We start from the raw sequence: 15,992 nt of genomic DNA, 5'->3' as shown, positions 1-15,992 counted from the left end.
TTCCGCTAAGCGGCCAGGTTTAATCGTGACGCTCGGTAAGCGTACCAACCGCCAGAACCGGAGAGGCGTCAATCGATTCGGCATCCATCATCGACGCAATGCGCTGCATGGTGGCTATCATCTGACTTTGTTCCCACTCGGCTAACTGATTAAAGCGCTCAACAAAGTGTTCCTGCAGCGGACGCGGTGCTGTTGACACCGCCTGTTCACCCGCTTCGGTAAGATATACACCTACTTTACGCTTATCCTGAGTGCTGCGAATACGATGCGCTAAGTCGCGCGATTCAAGGCGGTCAAGAATATTGGTAATTGTTGCCGGACTCAAATTAATCCCGTCAGCAATTTCCTTTACCATAATGCCTGGTTTTGCTGCGATATTTTGTAATACGAGTAGCTGTGGGCCGGTAATGCCCACATCTTTACTCAGCTGTTTACTGCGTAAGTCTACCGCACGTATCACACGTCGTAACGCTACCAGTAATTCTTCTTCTTTACGCATTAATAGTAATACTCCTGAATGCATTAATTAAGCAGATGCAAAAAGTGCTGATGTTTCTGGAACTGATCCAGCACATCATTGATCACGCCGTCTTTCGACCAGCCCATCAGATCGTAATCCTGACCACCCTCAGACAGATGAACTTCGGCGCGATAGTAGGTTTGAATCGCGCTGGCTTCTTCTGCCGTTTCGTTGGTCAGTGTTGAATCGGGTTGCTGTGTAGCGGTTAAGTATACCGCATAAGTAAAGTCATTCTGACCATTTACCAATACCGTCAGCTCTACGTGTGTGTCACTGGACTGTAAGCTGGCATCGTACTGGCGGCGTTTAAACTCCTCGCACACTTCGTGCAGGGCAGGATAAACCACGCGTAACATGTAGCCGGAGACTTTCTTTTCGTCCGGGAAGGTAACAATTTCACCTAACCGTTCTTTCCAGGGCTTATCATGCTCCACCACGGCAGTCTGCATGGCAGTAATAGCCAAACTATCCCGTTTATGCTTCTCGATACGCAGCGACTTAAGCAAGCCGTACATCGCTACCAGCAAAATAATCGAAAACGGTAATGCTGCAACAATAGTCATGGTTTGTAAGGCGTTGAGTCCGCCAGCATAAAGCAAGATTGCGCCAACCAGTCCTACGCCAACAGCCCAGTATACGCGTTGCCATAATGGCGTGTCGTTACGACCATGGGAGCACAGCATATCAACTACCATGGCACCTGAGTCACAGGATGTAACAAAGAACACCATCACCATTAGCAGCGCAATAATACTGATAAAGCCACTGAACGGGAAGTGCTCTAAGAAGACAAACAGGGCAACCGAGGTATCATCCTTTACCATGGTAGCCAGCTTATCAAAACCTTCGCTAAACACCATATCTATTGCGGCGTTGCCGAATATAGTCATCCAGAACAGGGTGAAAGCAGTGGGGATCAGTAATACACCCAATACAAATTCGCGCAGCGTTCGGCCAAACGAAATACGGGCAATAAACAATCCTACAAACGGCGCCCAGGCTAACCACCAACCCCAGTAGAAAATGGTCCAGCCGCCAATCCAGTCGGTCTTTTCGTAAGCGAACAGATTGAATGTATTACGGATAATATCCGACACGTAAGCACCGGTATTCTGTAAATACGCTTGTAACAGAAATACGGTGGGGCCTAGTACCAAAATGAATACCAGCAAGACTACTGCGAGTATCATGTTGGTTTCTGAAAGGCGGCGAATCCCTTTATCCAGACCGGTCATTACGGAAATGATGGCCAGGCCTACTACAAACATCATCAGGGCCATTTGTGTAAAGGTGGTGTTAGGCATACCAAATGCATAGCTCAAACCGGCGTTAATCTGACTGGCGCCAAATCCAAGCGATGTAGAAATACCAAAAATGGTTGCTGTAACGGCCAGAACATCTACCACATGACCCTGCCAGCCATAAATCTTATCGCCAATCAGCGGATAAAGGGTGGAGCGCAAGGTCAGGGGTAACTGGTGTCTGAAGGCATAATAGCCCAACACCAGGGCTACCACGGCATAGATTGCCCAGGCATGCAGCCCCCAGTGGAAAAAGGTGGTTCGCATGGCTTCTTTAACTGCCTCCACTGAATTCGCTTCTGCGGTTGGCGGCGCCATAAAGTGCATTAACGGTTCAGCTACGCCGAAAAACATCAAACCGATACCCATACCAGCGGCAAACAACATGGAAAGCCAGGTAAGAATAGTAAATTCGGGTTTGGCGTGATCCGGGCCGAGGCGGATTTCACCGTATTCAGAGAACCCGATATAAACAACAAAAATCAGAATAGTCGCTACGGTAAATACGTAAAACCAACTGCCGTTTTCCACTACAGACGATTGCATGGTCGAAAACAGACTCTCTGCGGTTTCGGGCATGATTACCGCAAACAACAGCAGCATAAGAATTGCGCCGGAGGCTGCGTAAAAGACAGGTTTATTTAGCTTGGCTGGTGCCGGATTTTCGTGCTTGGGCGTTGTTGTCTGACTCAAGTTATATCCTGTTATTGAAAGATAAATAAAACAATTTACGTACAATATACAGCAAACCGACCTGTCAAAACACTTTCTTACAAATAATTAGTGTGGAATTAAATGTGTGATCCTGCTTGCATTGATTTTCGTAGAGATTCTGTTTTAAAACTTAAATTATTGGCAGATTATTAGTTAGTACAGAAATTTAAAGTTATTTCTGCTAAGCTTTATCACAATAAAAATGAATCAATAATAAATAATTCAGCTCACTTCAAATAAAGTAGGAACATAGTTCTATGAGAAAAACACACCTTAGTTGTGCAGTCATTGCTGCGCTAGCATCTAATGGCGTGCTTGCTCAGGCAAGCGAATCAAAGGCTTCCATCGAAACCATCGAAGTTACAGCCACCAAGCGTACTGAATCTATTCAGGACGTGCCGGTAGCCGTATCAGCCTTAAGTGGCGATGCCCTGGAGAACATGGGTATCGACAACTTCCAGGACTACGTAGAATTCTTACCTAATGTTGTGTTCCAGGGCACCGGTCCCGGGCAAAACGAAATCTACATCCGTGGTGCTGCGACTACTCAGTCAAGCATCACCCTGTCGTCAGTTCAGGCACTGCAGCCTTCGGTTGCGTTCTACCAGGACGAAATGCCGGTTTCCATGGCCGGTCGTAACCTGGATATCTTCGCGACCGACGTTGAGCGTGTCGAAGTCCTGCCGGGGCCACAAGGTACCCTGTTTGGCGCCAGCTCACAGGCCGGTACTGTACGTTTAATTACCCGTAAGCCAGACCATGCTGGTTTTGCGGCTGGTTTTGATACCGCCATCGCCACCACCAAAGGCGGTGAAATGAGCAATACGGTTGAGGCGTACATTAACTTAACGCCTACCGATGACTTAGCGCTGCGCGTGGTTGCTTATAACGACAAGCAGGGCGGCTGGATTGATAATATCGAAAACGATCCGGGTAACGGCGGTTACATCGGTAGTGCTGTGGTAGTAGACCGCATTTCTGGCGGTGTACTGGCCGGTTACGGTGCAGATCCGGCTGAGATGGATTCTCGCCGTATCGTGAACAACGGCATTACGCCAAGCACAGCTGCCGTGGTATCACCACGCAACAGCCAGCATGTTGAAGATGACTTTAACGACGCAGTGTATGCCGGTGCGCGTTTTGGTTTGTCTTACCACATTAATTCAGACTGGGATTTACTGGTTCAGCACACGCAGCAATCGCTGGATACAGAAGGCGTATTTGCTTACGACCCAACAGTCGCTGAAGACCAGGCAATTCGTTTCCAGGCTGATGAAAACTCAGATGAGTTTGGTTTAACCACCTGGACCGTAGACGGCCGTTTAGACAAACTTGATGTGGTGTACACCGGTGGTTACTTAGATCGTGAAATCGATACCCTTACCGATTACACCGGCTACACCAACGGTGGTCTGTTCTCAGCCTACTACCTGTGTAACCACTACGACACGCCGGATAATCCTGCTGATATCCGCTGTCTGGACCCGGTTAAATACTACAAAGAAGACACTACCAGCACCCGCATGACGCACGAATTCCGTATCGACACTAAGTTCGACGCGCCATTCCGCATCACTGCCGGTTTGTTCTACGACGAGCAGGAAGTGGCTACAGTCGGTCAGTTTAAGATTGCTAACACCGAAATGACCACCTTCGGCTTTGATAACCTGCAGCGCACCCTGGTGGGCAATGAAGGTATCAACAGTGACGGCGGTCCGTTCCCGTCTGAAATCAGCTTTGCTAACGACATTACCCACAAAATCGAGCAGATTGCGGTATTCGGTCAGATGGAATATGACATCACCGACAGCTTAACTGCGAGCTTAGGCGCACGCTGGTATCAGATTGACGATATCTACACCGGTTCAACCACTACCGTTGACGTAACCCGCCGTGTTAAAGCGTTCGGCTCAATGGATCCGGACGAACTGGCAGCCGTTGGTCTTGACCCGGATGCAGTAGCGGCAGCTGTAGCCAGCGGCCAGCTTGAAGTTGGCGATTTAGGCTCTGACGGCGTTTTAACCGTAGACGACACTATCTTTAAGTTTGGTCTGGACTGGAAGGTAAGTGATGACGTGCTGTTATTCACTAACTACTCAGAAGGTTTCCGTCCGCCGGTGACTAACCGTGTAGGTGGTGGTCTGTCAAACAACCAGTCTGGCGCGTTTGAAGGCTTCCGTATCCCTGTGTACTCCACCACGGATACCCTGGATAACTACGAAGTGGGTATGAAAGGTGATTTCTTAGACGGTATCGTGCGCATCAACGCCACGGCTTACTACTCTGAAATCGGCGAACTGCAAACTTCACGCTTCGACCCCACAAACATCAGCTTCCTGGTATTTACCGATAACGTAGGTGATGCTGAGATTAAAGGTTTGGATGCTGATATCACCTGGCTGGCCACTGACGACTTAGTCGTTAACGCAGCCTTCAGCATGATTGATACCGAGCTGACTCGTGTTAACCCAGAGCTTGAAGGCATTGCTGCTGGTGTAGGTAGCGAACTGCCTTACACTGCAAGCTTCTCTGGTAACATCAATGCGCGTTACTACTTTGAGCTGGATGGCGGCCAACAAGGCTTTGTTAATGCCTCAGTTGCTTACACCGGTGACCGTTTAGCCGGCATGGTAATGGACGCCTATGTAATGGAAGATGCCACCCGTCACATTTACGGTATGGGCTCTGGTCTTAAAATCGAAGACGAAGCAGCCGTATACGAAGGTGCTACTTTCACCGATGGTGACGGTAATGCGTTCCGCGGTGGTCGTTATGTACAGGAAAGCTACGTGATCAGTAACGTGTCGGTGGGCATGTCTGATGATAGCTGGAAAGTAGAACTGTTTATCGACAACCTGTTCGATGAATCCGCTATCCTGAACATCGATACTCAGCAGTTCACACCTAAGGTGGTCACTAACCGTCCACGCACAATGGGTGTACGTTTCTCTTTCGATTATTATTAATAACTGATATTAATACATAATAAGAGCTAAAAGGCAGGCGTAAGCCTGCCTTTTTCGTCGTCAGTTAAAAATACAGCATCCGTTATGACTCAAGATTTTTCAAACCAGTTCCAGGCGATAAAGCAATCGCTGCAAACCAAAAACCTTACCGCAGCAATGGAAAAAATAAGCGCTTTGAAAGCGGTGGAACTTCCGGTTGCGCTGCGTATTGAGCTACTTTATTTATCGGCAGTAACACAGCGTTTGGCAAATCAGTTCAACCAGGCTTTGCAGGAACTCGACGAGTTATTACATCTGCGGCCCGAACATGGACGGGCATACCAGGAACAGGCGTATAATTTTTTAGCCCTGAATCAGCAGGATAAAGCGGCCAGCGCATTTTTTCGCGCTACCCACTATAATCCGGCGCTGATCACCAGTTGGAAACAACTACTTAAAATTTATCAGCAGCATCAGGATACCACTGCCGAGCAGCTGGCTTTGCAGCATATTGCTCATCTGGAGCAACTTCCGCCACCCATTCTTGGCGCGTACGATCTGATGTATGAAAAACAGCTGGCGACCGCAGAGAAAGTCTGCCGTCAGTTTTTGCAACAACATAAACATCACCCCGAAGGCATGCTGTTACTGGCAGAACTGGGCATTCAGCTCAAGGTTTATCACGATGCCGAATTCTTATTAGAAAGTTGCGTTGCCCTTTATCCGGATAATCTCAGAGCCGTGATTGCCTATCTTGGCCTGCTGGCTAAGCTCGGTAAACATCAGCGAGTGGTCGAAATCAGCGATGAACAGCTTTCTGCCTATCCGGACAACTTACAAATTCTGATGGCCAAAGCCAATGCGCTACTGGGAATTAACCGTACCGAAGACGCCATCACTATATTTACAGAATTATTGAGCGCTGACGAAGACCGGCCCGGCGTATGGCTGGCATTAGGCCACGCCTACAAAACCACCGGTAACAAACAACAAGCGGTTGAGGCTTATCTCAAAGCGGCCCACTATCATCAGCAGTTTGGCGATGCCTACTGGAGCCTCGCTAATATGAAGTCGTATACGTTTGACGGTGAGGCGCTGCAGGATATGGCAGATATTGAAGCACAGTCATCCATCGGCGTTGAAGACCGCATACATCTGTGTTTTGCTCTGGGCAAAGGATTTGAGGATGCCGGCCAGTTTGAAAAGTCATTTACCTACTATGAAAAAGGTAATCGCTTAAAGCTTATCTCTACCGGCTACGATATTGCGCGTACAGAAGAGGCGATTGCTGCGCAGGTTGAAGCCTGTCGCGGCGACAGTTTTGCAAATATGCATGGCGGCTTTCCGTCACCGGAGCCTATCTTTATTGTGGGAATGCCGCGGGCAGGCTCTACTTTGCTGGAACAGATCCTGGCATCTCACTCTGATATCGACGGCACCATGGAGCTGCATAATATTCTTAGTCTGGCTTCATCAGTTGGCGCGCAGTTAAGCGAAAGCGGCAAGCCATATCCTTATTCACTTGCCGAACTATCAGCTGAACAATGCTATGAGCTGGGTAAGCAGTATATTGAGCAAACCCGTTATTACCGGGGCTCAGCACCGTTTTTTATCGATAAGATGCCGAATAACTTTATGCATGTGGGTTTTATTAAACGCATTCTGCCCAATGCAAAAATTATAGATGCCCGGCGTGATCCGATGGATTGTTGCTTCAGTAACTTTAAGCAACTGTTTGGTGAAGGACAGGAGTTTTCTTACGGGCTGGAAGAAGTGGCGCGTTATTACCAGGCTTACGAAAAGCTTATGGGCCACTGGGATGCAATCTTACCCGGAGCGGTATTACGTGTTCAGCACGAAGATGTGCTGGATGATTTAGGCGGGCAGGTTAAGCGAATGCTGGATTACCTTGGCGTGCCTTTCGAGCAGGCTTGCCTGGACTTCCACCAAACCGACCGCCTCATCAAAACGCCCAGTGCCGAACAGGTTCGCCAACCGATTAATCGCAAAGGGCAGGGGCGCTGGCAACCTTTTGAAGCGCACCTTGGCCCTCTGCTTAAACGCTTCCGCGCTTAGTATTTACGTCGTTGCAGGCCAGTCTCAGCGAGTATTTTTGCTGAGATCTCCTCGATGGAGTATTTGGTACTGTTTAAGAATGGTATTTTCTCTTTTCGATATAAGTTCTCTACCTCACGAAGTTCCATACGGCACTGCTGAATAGAGGCATAGCGGCTGTTCGCGCGGCGTTCTGAGCGGATCTGGCTGAGCCTTGACGCCTCAATAGTCAGGCCAAACAGCTTTTGTTTAAACTGGCGCAGGGCCGGCGGCAGTTTCAGCATGTCACCCATATCTTCTTCGGTAAATGGGTAGTTGGCCGCTTTAATGCCATATTGCAGGGCCAGATACAGACTGGTTGGTGTTTTACCGGAACGTGATACACCCACCAAAATAATGTCTGCTTCTTTATAATCCTTAAGATTTGATCCATCGTCATTAGCCAGCGCGTAGTTAACTGCCTCAATACGAATATCGTAAGTTTTTTCGTGAATACTGTGGGTACGATGTTTTTCTGGTTTGGATGGCACACCAATAATTTTTTCCAGCGGCGCCACAAATTGGTCGAGAAAATTGTAGTTAATTCCTACGGATCTTGCGATAACTCGCCGAACATCTGGGTTTACCACTGTGTAAAAAACGAGCGGGCGCTCCCCGGTATCTTGAAAACTTTCAGATATTTTTTCAATTACCGCATAAGCCTGTTCTTCAGTTTCAACAAAAGGAATTGTCTTGTGATTGAATTCTGTAGGGAAAAGTGACAATAAAGCGTGGCCAAACACCTCTGCCGTAATGGCAGTACCGTCCGAAATGTAAAATGCTGTGCGCACAACAACTCCTTAACTTTGTCGTAAATTTATTACGAAATGAAATAAAATTTTACTTTCTTATAATCGGCATTTTAGAATTTCCCTATGGAAAAGCCAGCCTGAATTAATTTCAATGGTGGTTTAACCTCTACCCTACAAGTTCACATTTAAGTGAGCGTAAAGAAAAAGTGACAAGCTGGAGGCTGTAAAGTGCAAGAATACGTACTTTGGTATCAAGAGTTAGGCATGCACGATGTGAATCGTGTTGGCGGTAAAAATGCCTCGTTAGGTGAGATGATCTCAAACCTGGCGAACGCGGGTGTAAAAGTACCTGGAGGATTTGCAACAACAGCTTACGCGTTTAATGAATTTTTAGAACAAAGCGGACTTGAAGCTAAAATTCATGAAGTGCTCGACTCGTTAGATGTAGACGATGTATCGGCATTGGCCGAAGCAGGCAAAAATATTCGGCAGTGGATTATCGATACCCCTTTCCAGGGCAAACTCGAAGAAGAAATCCGCACTGCGTTTGTTACCCTGCAGGGTGACGCCGGTGACGAAGCGTCATTTGCGGTACGCTCTTCAGCCACAGCAGAAGATATGCCCGATGCCTCTTTTGCAGGTCAGCAGGAAACCTTTCTTAATGTGAAAGGTTACGATGCGGTTATCGTGGCGGTTAAGCACGTGTTTGCCTCGCTGTTTAATGACCGCGCTATCTCTTACCGCGTTCACCAGGGTTACGACCACAAAGGCGTTGCATTGTCTGCCGGCGTGCAGCGTATGGTGCGCAGTGATATCTCTTCGTCTGGTGTTATGTTTACCATCGATACCGAATCAGGTTTCGAAGACGTGGTATTTATCACCAGCTCATTTGGTCTGGGCGAAATGGTAGTGCAAGGTGCCGTTAATCCCGACGAATTTTACGTTCACAAACCTACCCTGGACAGCGGCAAGCCAGCCATTGTGCGCCGTAACCTGGGCAGCAAATTAACCAAGATGATTTACTCTGAAGATCAGAGTCACGGTAACCAGGTTACCATCGTTGATATCGACCCGGCCGACAGCAAAACCTTTTCATTAACCGATGATGAAGTGATGGCTCTGGCGAAACAAGCGCAAATTATCGAACAACATTACGACCGTCCAATGGACATTGAATGGGCCAAAGATGGCGCCGATGGCCAACTGTACATCGTTCAGGCCCGCCCTGAAACCGTGCGCAGTCGTGAAGACGCACAATCTATCGAACGCTTCCAGCTTAAAGGCTCAGCGGGTATTGTGTGTGAAGGTCGTGCAATTGGTCACAAGATTGGTGCAGGTAAAGCCAAAGTGCTCGGCTCCATTGATGAGATGGACAAGATTCAGGCAGGTGATGTGCTGGTTACCGACATGACTGACCCGGACTGGGAACCGATCATGAAGAAAGCCTCGGCGATTGTCACCAATCGCGGTGGCCGTACCTGCCACGCGGCCATTATTGCCCGCGAGCTGGGTATTCCTGCAGTGGTAGGTTGTGGTAACGCCACAGACAGCATTAAAACCGGCGACGCCATTACTGTTTCCTGTGCAGAAGGTGATACGGGTTATATCTACAACCAGGAACTGGAGTTTGATGTCACCACGTCACAGATTGACTCCATGCCGGAATCACCTACCAAGGTAATGATGAACGTGGGTAACCCGGATCGCGCGTTCGATTTTGCGCGTCTTCCTCACAAAGGGGTTGGTCTGGCGCGTCTGGAATTCATTATTAACCGAATGATTGGCGTGCATCCTAAAGCACTGCTGAACTTCGATACCCAGCCAGAAGAGCTGAAAGAAGAAATCAGCGATATGATTGCCGGTTACGAGTCGCCTAAAGAGTTTTACATTCAGAAGCTGGTAGAAGGTATTTCCACTATTGGTGCGGCATTCTCGCCAGAAAAGGTGATTGTGCGGATGTCTGACTTTAAGTCTAACGAATACTTCAACCTGGTGGGCGGTTATCAGTACGAGCCGGACGAAGAAAACCCAATGTTGGGTTTCCGTGGTGCCAGCCGCTATGTATCGGAAGACTTCCGCGATTGTTTCGCACTGGAGTGCGAAGCCATTAAGCGTGTTCGCAATGTGATGGGCTTAACCAATGTTGAGATCATGATCCCATTCGTTCGCACCGTGGAGGAAGGGCGTCAGGTTATAGAGCTGCTGGCTGAGCAAGGCCTTAAGCAAGGCGAGAATGGTTTACGCGTTATTATGATGTGTGAGCTGCCTTCCAATGCGTTACTGGCTGATCAGTTCCTCGACATCTTCGATGGTTTCTCCATTGGCTCTAACGATATGACGCAGCTTACCCTGGGTCTGGACCGTGACTCAGGCCTGATTGCTCATTTGTTTGAAGAACGCAATGATGCAGTTAAAGCACTGCTTTCTATGGCGATTCAGGCGGCCAAAAAACGTGGCAAGTACGTGGGTATCTGCGGTCAGGGACCGTCAGATCACGAAGACTTCGCAGCGTGGCTGGTAGAGCAGGGCATTGACTCAGTATCTCTTAACCCGGATACGGTTGTTGAAACCTGGTTATACCTGGCGGAAAAACTAGGATAACCAGTGCGTGTATAAAAAAAGCCAGCGCAAGCTTAATGCCGATCAGTTAAGAAATTTATACTGATCGGTTGACCGATCTTTCTACGGGTTCACAATCCGATATCAGTCTCTGGTATCGGATTTTTTTATGTCTTTACTTACACACCTCGATGATACATTTGGTCATGCAGAAGATTTGAATGCTATCGATAAACTGATGTCTTTCGTTGACCCCGAACTTCTCCAGCAAGCTTATGAATTATCGGGTGTAGCGACCGTCAGGCGTCGACGATTACCTCTGGATTCGGTTGTTTTTACTATTGTTGGTATGAGTCTTTTCCGTAACGACCCTGTCTGGGACATTGCGAATAAACTCGATGTTTCACTACCGGGTAAAAATCGTTTTGTTGCGCCTAGTGCGGTGGTACAAGCGCGCCAACGACTGGGGGAAGATGCCGTCGGGCACACTTTTAAACTGATGGCACAGCGGGCATTTGGTGAGTACGCTTTTGAGCAGTGGTGTGGTTTAAATGTACTGGCGGTTGATGGCGTGATGTTTCGTACTCAGGATACTACGGAGAACCTTAATGCATTTGGTTGTGACCGGAATGCCAAGGGTGATAATCCGTACCCGCAGGTACGCATGTGCAGCCTGATGGAAACGTCCAGCCACCTTCTTTTGGCCAGTGAATTTGATAGTCGTAATGTAGGAGAGATGTCCCTCGCTGAACGGCTTATCCCTTCGGTGCCTGATAACTCTCTGACCCTGTTCGACAGAGGCTATTACTCGCTGGGATTACTCTACTTGTGGATGACTAAAGGGGTCAACACGCACTGGATGCTCCCTGCACGTAAAGATTTACAATACACAGTAAAACATCAACTAAGTGAAGATGATGCTATTGTCACACTGAAAACTTCTCCTCAGGCTAGGAAGAAGTTCGATGGTTTACCGGAAACCATCGAAGCGAGACTGACCAGCTACGAAATCGACGGAAAGACCTATCGCGTGCTTAGTTCAATGGTTGATGCGATGCAGTTTCCCTATGAAGACGTTGTTGATGTGTATGTTCAGCGCTGGGAAATAGAGTTGGGCTTCAGGGAAATGAAACAGACTCTGCATCAGGCAAAACTAACGCTTCGTAGTAAGAAACCTGAGATGGTGCGTCAGGAACTGTGGGGACTATTGCTCGCCTACAACCTGATTAGGATGATGATGCTAGATGCAGTAAAAGACATACCGGATTTATCTCCCTCTCGACTTAGCTTCGGACTCTGCATGAGACATATCATTGTGTTCTTCCTGACCACTATCCCAGACACAGTGACCAAACTGCCAGTTCACTATGAATACCTGATGGAATCGTTGAGGATGATGAGGTTACCGGACAAACGACCTGACAGGTATTATCCACGAGTGGTAAGGAATAGACCGGCTAAATACCCCTCAAAGAAAAAAATGCCAGTCAGTTCTTAACTGACTGGCATTAAGCGCAAGCTGGCTTTTTTGTGCCTGTGCCAGTTACTGTTCCACTGCAGGTGATGCTGACCGGGTGGATGAGAGAGCGGCCGTTGGGAAACGTGCCTCTACGTCCTGCATTTGAATTATATTCATTGCTATTTTCGGGGATCGCTATACTCTAAGGCCTCTTCGTTTTGTCATTTATCTCCGATAGCTGGCTGAGCGCTCAATCATTGAGATAGCCAAATGACAAATCTGCGTTTACGCTACCAAACCATTGAGTTTGGGAAAACTGATATTCACCTTTGCACTTTGCGGGATAAACAAGAGTTTTATGATCCCGAAAGTGTAGCCAGTGAGTTGGGAATATCCTCTGCTACCTGGCCTATATTCGGTGTCATCTGGCCGTCTGCCTTAGTATTGGCTCACCATATGCAATCCATCAAAATTGGCTCCAGGCGCATTTTAGAGGTGGGTTGCGGCATGGCTTTGAGCAGTTTGCTCCTGAACAAACAACATGCTGATATTACTGCCACGGATTATCATCCTGAAGCTGAACTCTTTTTAAAGCGAAACGCCAGCCTCAATGGTGACACCCCAATTCCTTTTGAGCGGACGGGGTGGGCAGATGATAACGATAGTTTAGGGCTCTTTGATTTAATCATTGGTAGTGATCTTTTGTACGAAGATGAGCATATAGCGCTGCTGTCAGATTTTATTCATGCGCACGCGAAACCACAGTGTGAAGTTATTCTTGTTGATCCAGGTCGGGGAAGGAAAAATAAGCTCGTCAAAAAGCTCATGGGACTGGGTTACCAATCGTCGTTAATTAAACCTGACAATACGATTTATCTGGACACCGTTTTTAAAGGACACATTCTCCGTTTTGTACGGCAATAACTGACCTCACAAATTATTCGGCTAGAGATTTCATGTGTTAGCGTGTTTGTGTCGGGGGGATAGGGCTAATCATAGTTGGCCGGGATCCTCAGAGGGTAGTTATCTGATACGTGATCTGCTGAGTTTGCGGTTAAGTAATAACTGGTCCAGACGGCGGGCAGAGCGGGCCATCTGATTCTGGAAAAAGCGCAACCACAAACGGGCTCTTGGCCAGTCATAGCTGAGCAGCACTAACCCACCAATCACCAGCAGAATTGAACCTGGTAACAGGGTAAGCACAATCCCGGTCAGGAAAAGTATGGCGCCAAGGCTTAATCGGATGGTCTTTTTCATTTTTCTGGATGCAAAATGGTTAATATATACCCACTATCTTAGTCAGTTATGCAAAGAGTACAAAATCATAAATGTAATAAAATATATCGCTTTTTCGTTCAGGCTTAAAACGCATCGGTAAATTGCGGCTTTTGCTGGGATAGTAAGCCACGGAATGCCTTTGCAGGCATTGGGCGGGCAAACAGAAAGCCCTGGGCAGCCCGACAGCCCATCTCGTAAAGTAGACGCGCCTGTTCCTGGGTTTCTACCCCTTCAGCCACCATATCGCAGCCGAATGACTGTGAGAGTGTGACGGCAGCGGCAATAATAGCCCGATGCCCCTGGTTAGTGGTCAGGTCACAGATAAACGCCCGGTCTATTTTTAACACGTTTACCCGTAGCTCTGACAAATACGCCAGCGAGCTCATGCCGGTACCAAAATCATCGATCGCCAGGCTAACGCCTAACTCGCGAATTTGAGCCAGAGCAGACTGGATATAGTCAATGTTTATGCAGGTTTCGTTTTCCGTAAGTTCTATTTCAATAAACTGTGGCGGGATCTGATAGCGGTTAAGCGTTTCCCCAATAAAATCCGCCAGCCCCGGGTCCAGCAGGTTGTAGGGCGAGAGATTAATGGCGATAGGCACTAGCAGACCATCTGAATACCACTGCACAGCCTGAGCCGCTGCGCTGGCAATAATGTAACGTCCAAACTCCTGTACCTTTCCGGAGTGTTCAATCAGGTCGATAAATTCGCCCGGACCAAGTAATCCCAGCCGCGGATGCTGCCAGCGGCAGAGTGCTTCGGCACCGGTGACTTCGCCGGTAGCTAAGTCTACCTTGGGTTGGTAATACAAAATAATTTGTTGTTGGGCGAGGGCGTCACTGAGTTCAGCGCGCAATTGCAGTATGTCTTTGTAGTCGGCGATTTTCTTGTTGTCATACACCTGCCAGCCGCTACGCATGGCTTTGGCTTTATGCATTGCGGTATCCGCGCAGACAATTAAGCCAGCGGTATCATTGGCCTGACTGGGGTAATGAGATATGCCTATGCTGGCGCCACTATTAACGGTAAGTCCGTTAATGAGGGTTGGATAATTACAGGAATTGACGATCTCTAAAGACAGTGTTTTAGCTTGTTCAATGGTGTAGTCGGGGGCCCAGATAAAAAATTCATCGCCGCCGGTGCGGATAAGTTCGGCCGGTGCCCTGATTAACACGCTCACGCGCCGGGCAATTTCTTTTAATAAAGTATCCCCCGCAGCGTAACCAAATGAATCGTTAACCTCTTTAAAGCGGTCGAGGTCGATAATCAACAAGCAGCCTTCGTCAACCGGCGTGTTGGTAGCGTCAGTTGTCGGGCCCAGTGAGTTTTCAAGCAGTTCAATCAGGTACAGGCGGTTCGGCAGTCCGGTCAGTGAGTCATGTGTGGCAATATACGCCAGCGACTCATTTACCTGTTCTGCCCGCCTGGCGATTAAAGAAGCAAGGGTAAGTGCCAGCCAGACCGCTATCCAGAATACGATGATGGAGGTAACCAGCAGTCGTTTGGCTACAAATTCCAGGGTGATGTCCAGCGCCTGAGTTTGCTGTACAAAGGTTATCTGATACTGACCAATCTTATGCTGACCAATCTTATGCTGTTGCCACAGGAACGTGTTGCCATCTACCTCGATGGGTTCGGCATTGTCTTCGGCTTCGGCCACTAACTGCAATAGAGTGCTACGCTTAGCAGAAGAAATCAGTAGGTTTTTGTGCCACTGTTGTGCTGGGGTGGTTACGGTAATAAAGGCAGGATTGTTGACCGCCGAGAGTAGAATCTCATTTAAGGTGCTGTCTACCTCATCGGTGTCTTTTACCTGACTAAGTTCGTTACTGACTAAACTGGTGATGTGGCCCATCGCCTTTAATTCTGAGCGAACGGTGATATCGGCTGTCAGCCGGTAAGACACCGTGACATAAATGGCTGACACCAGCAAAGCTACAGACAAACACGCCCAGATAAGCCTGGGCCTAATTGACTTGTCCTGTTTTATTTTGGCAATTTGCTGCATAGGTGCCGCGGTGTTATTCAGTGTTTGCGAGTGTCAATGCCTGCCAGGTGGTAAACCGGACACCAGCCCGAAAACAGGGAAATGAGATTAAGTATTCCGAAAATCCCCAACAAGACCTCAATAAACACATCACCAATCATATCACCATTAAACAACGCGAAGGCGGTTACGCAAATACCAATAACGCCTCGAATAGAACGATCTAAAGTGTTGAGGTTCGATGAAAATGCCATGAATGAAATCCTGCTTAAATTTTCTTCATTATAGCCTGACATTATAATTGGTTAAATTCATTTGCAAGCGGTTAGGTGATATCGCCAAATAAAAGGTGATAAAAAATCAACCTGTAACGGTGGAG

At 47.9% G+C, this 15,992-nt stretch carries 11 protein-coding genes; 5 read left to right on the top strand and 6 right to left on the bottom strand.

All coding sequences use genetic code 11. The features are described from left to right. Positions 1-19 precede the first annotated feature (19 nt). A complete protein-coding gene (locus tag C6Y40_RS07070; RefSeq protein WP_105933991.1) occupies positions 20-499 on the bottom strand; it encodes a MarR family winged helix-turn-helix transcriptional regulator in 480 nt (159 codons plus the stop codon). A gap of 23 nt (positions 500-522) precedes the next feature. Further along, positions 523-2,514 (bottom strand): BCCT family transporter, encoded by a 1,992-nt coding sequence (locus C6Y40_RS07065; protein ID WP_206427215.1) that lies wholly within the window; start codon positions 2,512-2,514, stop codon positions 523-525. A gap of 278 nt (positions 2,515-2,792) precedes the next feature. Between C6Y40_RS07065 and C6Y40_RS07060 the strand changes: the two genes are divergently transcribed. After that, positions 2,793-5,501, top strand: a complete 2,709-nt coding sequence (locus C6Y40_RS07060; RefSeq protein WP_105933990.1) for a TonB-dependent receptor — start codon at positions 2,793-2,795, stop codon at positions 5,499-5,501. 84 nt (positions 5,502-5,585) lie between these two features. Next, positions 5,586-7,556, top strand: a complete 1,971-nt coding sequence (locus C6Y40_RS07055; RefSeq protein WP_105933989.1) for a tetratricopeptide repeat-containing sulfotransferase family protein — start codon at positions 5,586-5,588, stop codon at positions 7,554-7,556. Here the strand turns inward: C6Y40_RS07055 and ppsR are convergent. Then, entirely contained in the window at positions 7,553-8,365 is an 813-nt protein-coding gene (gene ppsR, locus C6Y40_RS07050; RefSeq protein ID WP_105933988.1) for a posphoenolpyruvate synthetase regulatory kinase/phosphorylase PpsR, read from the bottom strand. The two genes, C6Y40_RS07055 and ppsR, sit on opposite strands and share 4 nt — an antisense overlap. Before the next feature lie 189 nt (positions 8,366-8,554). On the opposite strand from ppsR, the gene ppsA reads away from it, so the two are divergent. The 3 genes from ppsA (at position 8,555) to C6Y40_RS07035 (ending at position 13,268) form a co-directional block, all read left to right on the top strand. Next, entirely contained in the window at positions 8,555-10,927 is a 2,373-nt protein-coding gene (ppsA, locus tag C6Y40_RS07045; protein ID WP_105933987.1) for a phosphoenolpyruvate synthase, read from the top strand. 127 nt (positions 10,928-11,054) lie between these two features. Continuing rightward, the gene (locus C6Y40_RS07040) at positions 11,055-12,383 is read left to right on the top strand and encodes an IS4 family transposase (RefSeq protein WP_105933986.1); all 1,329 of its coding nucleotides are present in this window, start codon (positions 11,055-11,057) and stop codon (positions 12,381-12,383) included. Between the two features lie 231 nt (positions 12,384-12,614). Then, a complete protein-coding gene (locus C6Y40_RS07035) occupies positions 12,615-13,268 on the top strand; it encodes a class I SAM-dependent methyltransferase (protein ID WP_105933985.1) in 654 nt (217 codons plus the stop codon). Positions 13,269-13,367: 99 nt separating this feature from the next. Here the strand turns inward: C6Y40_RS07035 and C6Y40_RS07030 are convergent, their stop codons facing one another. From C6Y40_RS07030 to C6Y40_RS07020, 3 genes are all read right to left on the bottom strand, one after another. After that, positions 13,368-13,601, bottom strand: a complete 234-nt coding sequence (locus C6Y40_RS07030; protein ID WP_105933984.1) for a PGPGW domain-containing protein — start codon at positions 13,599-13,601, stop codon at positions 13,368-13,370. Positions 13,602-13,705: 104 nt separating this feature from the next. Then, positions 13,706-15,634: a putative bifunctional diguanylate cyclase/phosphodiesterase gene (locus tag C6Y40_RS07025; protein WP_105933983.1), complete on the bottom strand. Its 1,929-nt coding sequence runs from the start codon at positions 15,632-15,634 to the stop codon at positions 13,706-13,708. A gap of 17 nt (positions 15,635-15,651) precedes the next feature. After that, entirely contained in the window at positions 15,652-15,867 is a 216-nt protein-coding gene (locus C6Y40_RS07020) for a YgaP family membrane protein (RefSeq protein WP_105933982.1), read from the bottom strand. Positions 15,868-15,992 lie beyond the last annotated feature (125 nt).

The organism is Marisediminitalea alba, assembly GCF_002993365.1.
Classification (GTDB): Bacteria; Pseudomonadota; Gammaproteobacteria; order Enterobacterales; family Alteromonadaceae; genus Alteromonas; species Alteromonas alba.
The sequence above is the reverse complement of the archived record's forward strand: the minus strand, read 5'-3'. Positions and strand labels throughout refer to the sequence as shown.

Bases quoted from the DNA above. Each gene is read 5' to 3' on its own strand.
- C6Y40_RS07070 (WP_105933991.1), bottom strand. From the start codon at position 499: ATGCGTAAAGAAGAAGAATTACTGGTAGCGTTACGACGTGTGATACGT.
- C6Y40_RS07060 (WP_105933990.1), top strand. From the start codon at position 2,793: ATGAGAAAAACACACCTTAGTTGTGCAGTCATTGCTGCGCTAGCATCT.
- C6Y40_RS07055 (WP_105933989.1), top strand. From the start codon at position 5,586: ATGACTCAAGATTTTTCAAACCAGTTCCAGGCGATAAAGCAATCGCTG.
- C6Y40_RS07040 (WP_105933986.1), top strand. From the start codon at position 11,055: ATGTCTTTACTTACACACCTCGATGATACATTTGGTCATGCAGAAGAT.
- C6Y40_RS07035 (WP_105933985.1), top strand. From the start codon at position 12,615: ATGACAAATCTGCGTTTACGCTACCAAACCATTGAGTTTGGGAAAACT.
- C6Y40_RS07030 (WP_105933984.1), bottom strand. From the start codon at position 13,601: ATGAAAAAGACCATCCGATTAAGCCTTGGCGCCATACTTTTCCTGACC.
- C6Y40_RS07025 (WP_105933983.1), bottom strand. From the start codon at position 15,634: ATGCAGCAAATTGCCAAAATAAAACAGGACAAGTCAATTAGGCCCAGG.
- C6Y40_RS07020 (WP_105933982.1), bottom strand. From the start codon at position 15,867: ATGGCATTTTCATCGAACCTCAACACTTTAGATCGTTCTATTCGAGGC.